11 protein-coding genes are annotated in these 12,544 nt (G+C 65.2%); 9 read left to right on the top strand and 2 right to left on the bottom strand.

Features of this window, described 5'->3' with window-relative positions; all coding sequences use genetic code 11:
* Positions 1 to 765 precede the first annotated feature (765 nt).
* Together JW030_RS10540 and JW030_RS13625 are read left to right on the top strand one after the other, a co-directional pair.
* Positions 766 to 2,433, top strand: a complete 1,668-nt coding sequence (locus tag JW030_RS10540) for a hypothetical protein (RefSeq protein ID WP_206348556.1) — start codon at positions 766 to 768, stop codon at positions 2,431 to 2,433.
* 293 nt (positions 2,434 to 2,726) lie between these two features.
* Entirely contained in the window at positions 2,727 to 4,031 is a 1,305-nt protein-coding gene (locus tag JW030_RS13625; protein WP_188046289.1) for a M23 family metallopeptidase, read from the top strand.
* A 38-nt stretch (positions 4,032 to 4,069) separates the two neighbouring features.
* Here the strand turns inward: JW030_RS13625 and JW030_RS10530 are convergent, their stop codons facing one another.
* Positions 4,070 to 4,654 carry a DapH/DapD/GlmU-related protein gene (locus tag JW030_RS10530; protein ID WP_188046290.1) on the bottom strand — a complete coding sequence of 195 codons (585 nt, stop codon included), beginning with the start codon at positions 4,652 to 4,654 and terminating at the stop codon, positions 4,070 to 4,072.
* A gap of 583 nt (positions 4,655 to 5,237) precedes the next feature.
* Positions 5,238 to 5,891 (bottom strand): alpha/beta family hydrolase, encoded by a 654-nt coding sequence (locus JW030_RS10525; RefSeq protein ID WP_188046291.1) that lies wholly within the window; start codon positions 5,889 to 5,891, stop codon positions 5,238 to 5,240.
* A 100-nt stretch (positions 5,892 to 5,991) separates the two neighbouring features.
* Between JW030_RS10525 and JW030_RS10520 the strand changes: the two genes are divergently transcribed.
* The 7 genes from JW030_RS10520 (at position 5,992) to JW030_RS10490 (ending at position 12,492) form a co-directional block, all read left to right on the top strand.
* Positions 5,992 to 6,930, top strand: coding sequence for an alpha/beta hydrolase fold domain-containing protein (locus tag JW030_RS10520; protein WP_188046292.1), 939 nt, complete (start codon positions 5,992 to 5,994; stop codon positions 6,928 to 6,930).
* Between the two features lie 46 nt (positions 6,931 to 6,976).
* Positions 6,977 to 7,522 (top strand): PadR family transcriptional regulator, encoded by a 546-nt coding sequence (locus JW030_RS10515; protein ID WP_188046293.1) that lies wholly within the window; start codon positions 6,977 to 6,979, stop codon positions 7,520 to 7,522.
* Between the two features lie 38 nt (positions 7,523 to 7,560).
* Entirely contained in the window at positions 7,561 to 9,240 is a 1,680-nt protein-coding gene (locus tag JW030_RS10510; protein ID WP_223159973.1) for an AarF/ABC1/UbiB kinase family protein, read from the top strand.
* Between the two features lie 17 nt (positions 9,241 to 9,257).
* Complete coding sequence (locus tag JW030_RS10505; RefSeq protein WP_241095422.1) at positions 9,258 to 9,983, top strand: hypothetical protein; 726 nt, start codon at positions 9,258 to 9,260, stop codon at positions 9,981 to 9,983.
* Positions 9,980 to 10,426: a HEAT repeat domain-containing protein gene (locus JW030_RS10500; RefSeq protein WP_241095421.1), complete on the top strand. Its 447-nt coding sequence runs from the start codon at positions 9,980 to 9,982 to the stop codon at positions 10,424 to 10,426. Before JW030_RS10505 ends, JW030_RS10500 begins: the two co-directional genes overlap by 4 nt.
* Positions 10,427 to 10,494: 68 nt before the next feature.
* Entirely contained in the window at positions 10,495 to 10,791 is a 297-nt protein-coding gene (locus JW030_RS10495; protein ID WP_188046295.1) for a putative quinol monooxygenase, read from the top strand.
* A gap of 9 nt (positions 10,792 to 10,800) precedes the next feature.
* Positions 10,801 to 12,492, top strand: coding sequence for an ABC-F family ATP-binding cassette domain-containing protein (locus JW030_RS10490; protein ID WP_188046296.1), 1,692 nt, complete (start codon positions 10,801 to 10,803; stop codon positions 12,490 to 12,492).
* Positions 12,493 to 12,544: the final 52 nt, after the last annotated feature.

Raw genomic sequence — 12,544 nt, 5'->3', positions numbered from 1 at the left:
CGCGTAGCCGCTGATCTGAGCGTATCTTTTCATTCCGGGGCGTCTTGGCAATTGCAGCGCCTTGGAAGCCGCAAAGGGCGGAAACGAGGTGGGTGCGAGTTCGGCGAGCTTGATTCATCTTGTAGCTTTGCCGTTTCAGTCCCGCGCTCAGGAGCTTTCTCATGAGCAACTGCGTGCCCCGAACTTACTAGTTTGGTTCCGGAGCTTCGGTGCGTGTTCGCGTTGCTGCTAAGACCTGCTCGCTGGAAGATCGAGGTACTTTGTGAAATCGGTGAGTACTTCGACCGCCACGACTCATTTGTTCACGGCCACGTAATTGTTATGTGTTGAGAAGGGGCGCTTGCCGCCTGCATCGTCATGCTACGCCGCAGGCTCTGTCTCGCAGCTTTGAAGAGATTTGGGCGAGTTCTCGCAGTTCGAATCGGCTCCGCAATCTCGGTGGCCTCGGTGACCCTTGGGTTGGCGAAGCTCGGTGTGTGCTGTTGTCTGCCATAGGGCTCGCTTGGATCAGATACTGCAGGGTGCGTGTTGCAAGGAGTGGTCTTTGACAATGTGTCTATGAGTAGTAGCTCTCGAATGGAACAAATGTCGGTAGCGATCGGTAACCTGGCATAACTTGGACGTCGTCGTCTAAGGCATCGAAGCTGAGGAGTAACAGCATTGCTTGGATACAGAACTGTCCTCACTGCCGAGGGAACCACAGACAACCTGGACCGAATTGTCGGTGTGCTTCGAAGATGGGTATTGGGGAAGAAATTCCCATCGATGCCAACCGAGGGAACAGTTGAGAATCGTCGAGGGGCGACGCTTACTGCGAGTAGCTTCTCGGCAGAGACTTCCACAGGCCTGCGCTGGGAGCTTGTCGAAGAGTGGGATCCGCCGATGCGGTCCAACGTCGTTTCGACGACGAAAACAGCGGTGATGCATATAACGCTTGTCGTAGCTGAAGGGCGACTCTGGTTCTGGGTGGATATTGAGCCGCCTACGCTCACTGTCCGCGATGCGGGCGGTGAGTTCCGGGAAGATGTTCAGTACTCAGGTACGCCGGGATTCGTTGCGACGCTGCTCGAGGAAGTCGAGATGCGGGATGGTCTCGCGGAGCCGATGACCGGTTTTCAAGCCGTTCCTGAGGCATCCTATGTTGAGCAGCTCATCTGCATTCTTGAGGACGACACCAGGCTCGGAGCTGTCTTCGTGACGGCCCCGCCGGAAGGCCTCGCCGTCGAGGAGTGGATCACGAAATCCGATGACCGTAGCTATGCGATGCAGGGTCTCGCGGTTGGCTTCGTTCTCTCGACCGAGGCTCGGGAGGAGTTCAACCGCCGTGCGCAGTTTGGCCACTCGGTGCCTGCTGGGGGTATGCGTACCTTCATTCCCGGTGCTGATCTCTCCGATGCGCATGATTCGATCAACCACCGCTTGATGCTCCCTGCCACGTTTCAAAGCTCAGATGACCGTAGGATTCGTCGGATTCTTCGGAATGCGCAGGTCAAACGCCTCAGAGAGATCAAGCTACCGGAGGCGCTTCGCGACGCCGACTATGAGTTTCTCCGCAAGCGCCGGATGCAGCCGTTCGACGTGTTGCACCAGGAGAATACGGAGGTTGAGCCGCGAGACCTCACCGCCGAGGCGAGACTCGTTGAAATCGAGGCAGAGGTCACCGATCTGCGAACGCGGCTTTCGGATGCTGAGGAAATGGCCCACGAGGCACTGCGTGACATTGCCTTCTTCAGCGCCGAGCGCGATAGGGCGCAGGAGGAAGCAGAGCTCGAACGAATGGAGGCCGAGGACTCCTACATCAGGTTCTCGCGCAGCAGTCGAGAGATTGAGAAGCTCTCGAAGCGCGTGGAGTATCTGCAAAGCGAACTTGTGGCCGTAGGTGCGGGGGCCGCTGCCTGGGCAGAATCTGGAGATGAATCAGAAGACGACTACCCAACTAGTTTTGTTGAGCTTATTGATCGAATCGGTGACCTGCAGAACGCTGGGCAGCTTGAAGGCGTTCGGTTTTCTGGCGATCGAGAAGACGTGTGCGGTCTGGACGAGCATTCGATACTCGGTGAAGCGGCCGTTACTAAGGTCTGGGACACCTTGCTCACGTTTGACGCGTATTCAAGAATGCGCAAGACCGATGGTTTTGGCGGATCACTCAGCAACTACATACGTTCGAGTGCTCATGGAGGCCTTGTCCGAATAGGTAAGGTCGCGTGGTCAGAAGGAGAGACCACGAAGACTGGCAAACTCGGCGCTCAGAGGTTCTTTCCGGTCGATGAGCAAGTTGATCCTTCTGGTAGGCGGCAGATGGTTGCGCACGTGAAACTTTCGAACCTCACTGGGGTAGCGCCTCGAATGTACTTTGACGACACTTACTCGGCAGTTGGGTACGTGACGGTTGGGTATCTCGGTTCACACCTCGACAACACTCTAACCAACTGAGTGATGATCAGGCAGCGCAGCACTTGCGATTGCTGTAGTGAGCAATCTGACCGTCGATGGCGTCCCAAAACTCGGCAGCCCCAGCTTGAGCTAGGCTTCAGATTACGGTAGCCAGGGTAGAGAAGCTCCTGAAGTTGTTCTTTTGTTTGGGAACGTCGTGACGCTCCGGCTGAACGCACACTTGCGTCCCGCCTCCGCGGCCGCGGCCCTGGACGCACATCCGGTGGGGACCTAGGTCCTGAGTTCAGCTGTATCGCTGGACGGTGCAAAAAGGTGGCTGATAGCCTCCGGAAATGTCGAAGAACCTGCAGTCCCGCCGCGCAAGTGTTCTCGCAGCGCTCGTGGCCACCGTCGCACTTCTTGCGGGGTGTTCCTCGGCGCCGAAGGCCGCGACCACCGCGCCGCCGCCGGCGGGCTCGGTCGCCGGCGCAGAGGTGCCCGACGCGTTCACCGCGATCACCGTCTCCCCGATCGGAAACCCTCCGCTCCCGTTCCTGGGCACGGACGGCAAGTACCACGTCGTCTATGACCTGCAACTCACCAATGCCACACAGCAGCCGGCGAGCCTGGACGCCATCGATGTAGTCGACGGCAAAGATCCGAAAGCGGTCATTGCCAGCTTCTCGGGGACGCAATTGGTGGACGCGAATTGCACGTTCGGCGACTGCAACCGGCTGCGAGGCCTGCCCGCGGGCTATATCGACAGCGCGACGATTCCGGCGCAGGAGAGCCGAGTCTTGTTCATCGATTTCGCACTCGACTCGCGCGACGACGTACCGAGTGCACTGCTGCACCGCCTGTACGTCACCGGCGCGAATTCGCCCGCCTTTGGCGAACCGAAAGCGGTGGACTACCTGGCGACCCCCATCGCTATCTCCACGGAGACCGTGCCGGTGATCTCGCCGCCACTGAGTGGTGAGCACTGGATCGCGCTCAACGGTTGCTGCGAGCCTGGCTTCCCGCATCGCAGTTCAGTGATGTCGGTCAATGGCAAGCTCAACAACAGCCAGCGCTTCGCAATTGATTGGAAGCGCACGAACGACCAGGGCGAGTTCTACTCGGGTGACAAGACCAGCAACGAGAGCTACGTCGACTACGGCGACGACATCCTCGCCGTCGCCGATGCCACGGTGGTCTCGATCCTGGACGGGATGGAAGCGAATGCTCCGGGCGTGCTGCCCGCGAGCAACCCCGAACTCGCCGCGAAACTGACCGTCGAGAACGTCGACGGAAACCACGTGGTGCTCGACCTGGGCGATGGCGTGTACGCGATGTACGCGCACATGATCTCCGGGTCCCTGAAAGTGAAACCGGGCGACAAGGTGAAGAGGGGGCAGGTCATCGGCCATCTCGGCAACACCGGAAACGCGAACGCCTCGCACCTCCACTTCCAGCTGATGGACGGGCCGAGCCTCCTCGAAGCGGACTCTCTTCCCTACGCGTTTGAGCGTTTCGACTTCGATGGACAGGTCGCTCCGCAGCAAATCGCCGACGCGGACGACTACCTGAGCGGCACGTTCCTGCAGGGAAAGCTCTCCCGCCCCGAGGCGCGCACGAACGAGTTGCCCCTCAACTTGGCGATCATCGACTTCCCCTAGGCAAGCTGGGTCGAGAGGCGGTTCGTCTGGCGCAGGATCTAACCGTCCTGCACCGTGCCCACCTGTTTTGCGGGCACTCCCACGACGATCGCCCCAGGCGCCACATCCTTGGTGACAACCGCGCCCGCGCCTACCACGGCGCCATCGCCGATTGCCACGCCAGGCAGTACCGTCACGTTGGCCCCGAACCACACGCCGCGGCCGATGACTACGCGCGCCGGGTGCATGTCAGCCCGTCGGCTCGGTGCCATGTCGTGGTTCAGAGTGGTGATGACGGCGTTGTGGCCGATGAGAGACCCGTCGCCGATTTCGATACCGCCCTGGTCTTGGAAGCGGCAACCGCTGTTGATGAACACGTTCTCGCCGAAGCGGATGTTCTTCCCAAAGTCGGCGCTGAACGGCGGGAAGAGCTGGAGAGTGTCGGGGACCTGTTGCCCGGTCAGCTCACTCAGTAGGGCTCTGACCTCATCAGGTGAGTGATATTTCCCATTGAGCTCGGCGGTGATGCGCAGCGACTCCTGGCTCGCGGCGTGCATTGCGGCGTGGTGCGGGGAGCCTCCGGGGATCGTCTCCCCGGAGTTCAGAGCCGCAAGCAGGGCGTCGAGTCCATGAATTTCAGCCATGTCCCTACGGTACGCGCCCTTGATGGATGCCCCAGTGCATGCACAAACCTGAGGTTGGGTGAGGCGATCCCTTGAATTGCGGCATCTTCCAACAATCGGATTTGAGTGGCTGCCCGCTCTACCGCCTCCTCAGGGCGGAGTATGGGACCGAACGCAGAGAGGCCCGCGTCATACGCTGCGTCGATCCTCAAGAGGACGTCCTCGTTTCCCGCGTCCAGTCATTCCCCAGCGAGGGTGCCGTGCGCGAGAATATCCGCGGGGAAATGGATCGGGTCGTCGAGCACGAGGTCGGCCTCATGCGCGCGTGCCCGCCGGAGATCAGCAGGTACCGGCCCCGTCGGATCGGGATGCGCCAGACATCCATCTGCTCCGGGTCCCAGATATCGAAGACCTCACCGCCCTCGTCGAGCAGGCGCGTAGCGAACGCCGAGGCAACAGGGTCACGCTCAGGGCGCCCCAAATACGTCAGGAACCTCGGGAGGTTAGTGAGGCCGACGGAGTCTCGTGGCGTGGACACGCAATCGGCGTTATGGCAGCGCTGGATGTGGGCGGCCGGCGTTGCAATGCCGCGCGGGCGTCAGGCTCAGGAAACCTCGGCAACAAACTCGCGCACCGATTCCGCGATGAGCCGCGAAACGCCGCCCGCGTCCAGCGGTGACGACTTCAGGACCTTCATCGAGTGGTCGGCGCCGGGCACCTCGATGACGCGAATGCTGCGGCCCGAGTGTGGGGCGAGCGCCGTCAGCACCTCCTCCGCATCGCCAAACGTGTCCCGAACACCCTGCAAAACGAACACTGGCACACGCGGCTCGAGCAGCTCGTCAATCCGCGACTTCTCGGGTTTCCCTGGCGGGTGCAGTGGAAAAGCGAGGCACACGACTGCGGCGGCGCCAACCGCCGCTGCGGTGCGGCACGCGACGCGGGCGCCGGCGCTTCGCCCGCCGACAACGAGGGGGAGACCCGCGGCCAGCTCGGCCACGCGCGGCGCGGCTTCCAGCCACCCCACGTCGAGGGCCGCAGGCCGCGGGGCGACCTTTCGTCCCGCCATCCGCCATGGCTGCTCGTAGCGCGCGACGGTGATGCCAGCGCCGGGCAACGCTGCCGCGAGCGCCGACAGGTCGACCGCGTCAATCCCACCACCGGCACCGTGACCCAGCCAGAGCACCGCGCGCGGATCCGCTGCCGCATCGACGACGAGCCGTCCTGGTCCGAGCGAGGTCTGGATGTCGATGTGCATAGCTACGACGGTAACCGACTCTCCATCAGTTGGCCCGGCCTCACTCGGAGCACGGGGACTATCCTGGCTGCAGTCCGACGTCGAACCCCGGGAGACCCCTATGCCGATTCGCCTGCCTGAGCCCTTCGTGCCTGTCTTTCTTAAGGCGATCCGGGCCAATCGGCCGTTCGTTACGGCAGCGGGCGCTCACGACCGCATCCGCGAGCGCACGCTGCGGCCCACGTCGTACGGGCCGCCGGAGCGCCTGTCAGGCGTGCGTGTCGGACGCCGAGTGCCGAACCCGCTCGGCTGGCCCGTCTACGACGTCGAGCCCACGGGCGCCGAGCCCAAGCTATCGTCGGTCGTCGTCTACGTGCACGGGGGCGGCTGGGTGAATGAGATCGCGGGTCAGCACTGGCAGTTGATCGCCCGGATCGCGCGCGAGACCGGGCAGCGAGTCGTCGTGCCGATCTACCCGCTCGTGCCGTTCGGCACCGCGCGCGAGGTGCGCGACGGCGTCGTCGCGCTGGTGCAAGAAGAGCTCGATGGCGAGGGCGAGGTGAGGTTGGCCGGGGATTCCGCTGGCGGCCAGATCGCCCTTTCCGTGGCGCTCGCGCTGCGCGATGCGGGCAGGATCCTGCCGTCGACCACGCTGCTCTCGCCCGCGCTCGATCTCACCTGGAAGAACCCCAGGATCGATGCCGTACAGCCGAGCGATCCGTGGCTCGCTCGCCCCGGAGGGCGTGTGCTCGCGGACGCGTGGCGTGGCGAGGACGACATCAAGGATCCGGTGGTGAGCCCACTCTTCGGAGACCTCACCGGCCTCGGCCCGCTGACGATCCTGACGGGCACGCGCGACGTGCTGAACCCTGACGCGCACCTCTTGCGCGACCAGGCGCGTGAGGCGGGGGTCGCGGTGGATTGGCACGAGGCTCAGGGGCAGGTGCACGTGTATGCGCTTTTGCCCACGGGGACGGGGGAGCGTGGCGTGCGCGTCATCGTGGAGAGCCTGCAGCCCGAGCTGAGTGTTCGCCGCGAGAGACTATCGCTGAGGGAGTGAGCGATATATCCTCGAGGTATCGTTCACGATCACTGAGGAGGGCATCATGAGTAGTTCATTCCCCACCGGAAGCTTCGGGTCAGGGCACCACACCGACACGATGTGGCAGGCGATGGAGCAGCTGCGCGCCAAGTTCGAGAAGCGCGTCGGCGGGCGCGTGGGCCGGGGCGAGGTGCGCACCGCGGTCCTGTCGCTGCTGCGCGAAGAGCCGATGCACGGCTACCAGATCATTCGCGAGATCGAAGAGCGCAGCGGCGGGAGTTGGAAGCCCAGTGCGGGCTCCGTCTACCCCACCCTGCAGCTGCTTGCAGATGAGGGCCTCATTCGCGCAGAAGAGTCGAACGGCCGCAAGACCTACACTTTGACGGACGCCGGGCGCGAGGAAGCCGCAGACCTCGAGGCGCCGGCCCAGTGGGAGGCCTCAGATTCAGGGAAGGGCTCAGCGTTCGCTGAACTGTCCAAAGCGGGCTTCGATCTTGCACAAGCCGCATCGCAGGTCGGGCGCACCGGCTCGCCGGAACAGGTGAAGCAGGCCGTCACGGTGCTCGACGAGTCTCGCCGCCGCCTGTACGCCATTCTCGCCCAGGACTAGCGCGAGTGCCCCCGGTACTTCCTACTCGAGAAGGCGCGTTGCCCAGCACGAGAGTCTCTCGCGCGCGATATCGCAGGATCCTCCGCTTCGCCGGCTGGCATCTGGCGGTCACCTGGTGGTTCGAGCTGATCCTGCCCCGGCTGGGGCTGGCAGGGCTTGCCGAACGCACGCGGGCGAAACGCATGCACACCTTCGCCAGGCGCTTTCACCTGCTCGCGGTCGATCTCGGCGGGCTGATGATCAAGGTCGGCCAGTTCATGTCGTCGCGCCTGGACGTCCTCCCCCCGGAGATTACGTCTGAGCTGGAGGGCCTGCAAGACGAGGTGCCGGCAGTCCCGTTCAGCGAGATCCGGGCGCTCGCCGAGGCGGAGCTGGGCGTCTCGCTGGATCGCGCGTTCGAGAGCGTTGACGAGATTCCGCTGGCCGCAGCGTCGCTCGGGCAGGCGCATCGTGCCAGGCTCGCGGCAACTGACGCGGCGGACACGGGGCTGCGGAACGTCGTGATCAAGGTGCAGCGGCCAGGGATCGACGAGATCGTCGACATCGACCTCGCGGCGCTGCGCAAGGTGGGCGGCTGGCTCAGCCGGGTGCGCATCGTCGCCGACCGCGTCGATATGCCCGCTCTGGTCGAGGAGTTTGCAGCGACCAGCATGGAGGAGATCGACTATCTCCACGAGGCGGCAAGCGCCGAGCGATTCGCGGACAACTTTGCAGGCAATACGCGGGTGGCGGTGCCCCGGATTGTTTGGGAACGCACGAGCCGCCGAGTACTGACGCTCGAGGACGTGACGGCGATCAAGATCACCGATTCGTTGGCGCTGCGCGCGGCAGGCATCGATCCGGCGACAGTCGCACCGGTGTTCGCTGAAGTGATGTTCGACCAGCTGTTCACGCACGGGTTCTTCCACGCTGACCCGCATCCCGGGAACATTTTCGTCACCCCGGGGGAGGCTGGCGAGGGCGGTCCCGATTGGAAGCTGACGTTCATCGACTTCGGCATGATGGGCGAGGTGCCGGCCGACACGCGCGCGGGCCTGCGCACATTACTGGTCGCGGTTGCATCGCGTGATGGTCGCGGCCTCGTCGAGGCGATCCGCAAGGTGGGAGTGCTCCTGCCCACCGCGGAGACGACCGAGCTTGAGCGCGCCATGACACAGCTCTTCGCGCGCTTCGGGGGTATGGGGTTTGCCGAGCTCAAAGACGTAGACCCCAGGGAGTTCCGCGATTTCGCCGTGCAGTTCGGCGATGTCGTGCGATCGCTCCCCTTCCAGCTGCCCGAGAACTTCATGCTGATCATCCGAGCGATGTCACTCACCTCTGGGGTCTGCAGCGCGCTCAACTCCGAGTTCAACCTGTGGGACTCGGTCGAACCGTACGCGGCGCAGCTGTTGCGTGACGAGGGCGGCAACGTCGTCCAGGACTTCGCCCAGCAAGCCGCCACGATGGTTGGCGTCGCGTGGCGGCTGCCGAAGCGAATCGACTCGGTGCTCACGCGGGTGGAGGACGGGCAGCTCGCGGTGTCGAGCCCGCGACTAGAACAGCGGGTGGCCCGGCTCGAGCGCACCGCTAGGCGGGGCCTTTCCGGGATCCTGTTCGGGTCGCTGTTGATCGGTGGTGCCGTGCTGCGTGCCGACGACGCGGTGCTGGGGACCGTCGTGATTGCCCTGTCCGTGCTGCCGCTGCTGCACGCCCTGCTCGCGGGCGATCGGCGTCCGTGACTGACAGACTGGGCCGCATGGGCGTTCACTCCTTCCACCTCGCGCACCTGCCGCTCCACCGCGCCGCTGGTGCGCTGCTGAAGGCACCGAGCGCACCGGGGCTGCGCCGCATCGAAGTGCTGGGAGGGATGGAGCTCGGTTCGCCCGTGTTTTCCGTCCGCCGCATGCAGATGCAGCGCATGTCGGTGTTCGCGGAGTGGGATGACGAGGCGGCGCTCGATGACTTCCTCAAGCAGCACCCATTCGGACAAAAGCTCGGCGAGGGCTGGCACGTCCGGCTCATATTCCTGCGCCGCTGGGGCAGCGTGCGTGAGTTTGCCCACCTGCCCGAGGTGGCGGGACGCTCCGAGCGAGACGAGCCCGTCGTTGCGGTGACGCTCGCCCGCATGCGCCTCTTCCAGCTGCCGCGGTTCATCCGCTGGGGCCGCCCGGTGGAACGCCAGGTGCGGGACCACCCCGAGGCGACGCTCGCGCTCGCCGCGCCGCGGCGATGGCCGAACGTGACCGCAAGGACTTTCACCGCGAGTTCACGACGCTGCGCTTTCGGCCGCTTTCCGAGCACGGTTCCTGGGAGGGCCAGTCTCGCTACGTCCCTTGGCAGGTGGGAACAAGCCGCAGCGCCTAGGGTGGGTGGGTGCCTCACAACCCAGCAGCAGACTCAGCGCCCACTCCGGTTCCCGTCGATCTTCCCCTCGAGCGGAGGCTTGAGGCCGCCATCGAGCTGTACGGCGAAGCCGACGTGATCGCCCGCGCGCTCGGGCTCATGGCCGGCAAGAATGAGGGAGCCGACTTTTTGCTCTACGTCGGCGGCGAGCACGCGCAGGGCGTTCTGGACGGCGCCCCCGTGCTGTTCTGGCCCGAGCTCTGGGGGCTTCGCGCACTGCTGTACGTGTGGGATGACTCGGCCATCGCCGCGGTGATCCACTCCCTGAACGACCCCGCCTGGCGCGTGCGCGAGATGGGCACCCGGGTGATCGCCGCGCGCGGACTTCCCGCGGTAGTTGAACTCACCCAAACGCTTGCCGATGGTGTTCCCCGCGTGCGTGTCGCGGCGGCGCGCGCGCTCGGCGCGGTCGGATCGCCGGAAGACATGGACAGTCTCCGGAAGCTGCTCAAAGATCCGATGGTTGAGGTGCGTCGCGGCGCCCAGCAGGGACTCGACACGCTGCGGGACCGCTTCCGCTAAACGGCATCTGCCCAGGCAGAGCCAGAGACCGGTTGCGCTGTCAGCCGAGAACAGGGTGAACTGGGGCCATGGACGAAATCGTGCTCACCGGCCAGCTGATCTGTGCCGACGAGGCCGAGGTCGACATCGTGCGGCACCACTTGCCGCGGCATGCGGAACTCACCAGGGCCGAGCCCGGATGTCTGTCGTTCGAGGTCGCCGTGACCCCCGACCCACTGATCTGGCAGGTCGACGAGAGATTCGTGGATGTCGCGGCGTTCCGCGCGCATCAACATCGCGCATCGGCGAGCGAGTGGGGCCGGTCGACAGCGGCGATCCGACGCAGCTACACGGTGCGCGAGATACCGCCCGCAAATCCTCAATAGGCTAGACGGATGACCGCAACACTCGTGGCAAACGGCCTGGCCGGCGGCTACGCCCACCGCACCCTCTTCGAGCACCTCGACCTGACCGTCGCGCCGGGCGACGTTGTCGGCGTGGTCGGTGTGAACGGCGCAGGCAAGTCGACCCTGCTGCGCATCCTCGCCGGCGAGCTCGAGCCGCAGGCCGGCACGGTCAGCCTTGCCCCGAGCGACGCGTTCGTGGGCTACTTGCCGCAGGAACACGACCGTGTGGCGGGCGAAACCATCGCCGCCTACGTCGCCCGCCGCACCGGCTGCGCGCGTGCCACGGCCGAGATGGACGCGGCCGCTGCCGCACTCGGCGACACCGAACCGCAGGCGCCGGGTGCGCCTGACCCCGGCGACGTCTACGCTGCGGCCCTCGACCGCTGGCTTGCGAGCGGCGCCGCCGACCTCGAAGAGCGGCTTCCCGCGACCCTCGCCGACCTCGGCCTGAGCCTGAGCGATGGTGCGGAAGCGTCGAGCAACGTCGTCAGCCCGGACTCCCTGATGACCTCGCTCTCGGGTGGCCAGGCGGCACGCGTGGGTCTCGCCGCGCTGCTGCTCTCCCGCTTCGACATCGTGCTGCTGGATGAGCCGACCAATGACCTCGACCTGGACGGCCTGGACCGCCTGGAGACCTTCGTGCAGGGTCTGCGCGGCGGCGTCGTGCTCGTCAGCCACGACCGCGAGTTCCTGGCGCGCTGCGTGACGCGCGTGCTCGAGCTCGACCTCGCGCAGAACAGCAACCGGGTGTTCGGGGGCGGCTACGAGTCGTACCTCGAGGAGCGTGAGATCGCGCGCCAGCATAGGCGCGACGACTACGAGGAGTTCGCTGCGAAGAAGGCCGACCTCGTCGGGCGAGCCCGCACCCAGCGCGAGTGGTCGAGCCAGGGTGTGCGCAACGCCATGAAGAAGGCTCCTGATAACGACAAGATTCGCCGCAAGGCGTCCACCGAGTCGAGCGAGAAGCAGGCGCAGAAGGTGCGCCAGATGGAGAGCCGCATCCGTCGCCTCGACGAGGTCGAGGAGCCGCGCAAGGAATGGCAGCTCGAGTTCACGATCGGCGCAGCGCCGCGCTCGAGCGCCGTGGTCGCGACGCTGAATGCCGCCGTCGTGCACCAGGGCGACTTCACGCTCGGCCCCGTCTCTGTGCAGCTGAACGCGGGCGAGCGCATCGGCATCACCGGCCCGAACGGCGCGGGCAAGTCCACCCTGCTGCGCGTGCTTCTGGGTCGACAGGCCCCCGACGAGGGATCCGCGGCGCTCGGCACCTCAGTCGCCATCGGCGAGGTAGACCAGGCGCGATCCCTCTTCGCGGGGGTTGCCCCGCTCGCCGACGTCTTCGAGGGACTCGTCCCCGAGATGTCCGCGGCAGAGGTGCGCACCCTGCTCGCGAAGTTCGGACTCAAAGCCGATCACGTCATGCGGGCCGCAGGTGAGCTCTCGCCAGGGGAACGCACGCGCGCCGGGCTGGCGCTGCTGCAAGCCCGCGGCGTCAACGTGCTCGTGCTCGACGAGCCGACGAACCACCTCGACCTCGCCGCCATCGAGCAGCTCGAGCAAGCGCTCGAGACGTACGAGGGGGCACTGCTGCTCGTCACCCACGATCGGCGCATGCTGAGCACGGTTCGCCTGGACCGCCGCTGGCACGTCGATCACGGGACGGTCACAGAGCTGGTCTAGGCCCGGCAGGATCCTGTCGCGCGACCGGACTCGACACGGCCTCAAGCTACGA

This window comes from Leucobacter sp. CX169 (assembly GCF_017161405.1).
Classification (GTDB): domain Bacteria; phylum Actinomycetota; class Actinomycetes; order Actinomycetales; family Microbacteriaceae; genus Cx-87.
This window is presented reverse-complemented; position numbering and strand designations above follow the sequence as displayed.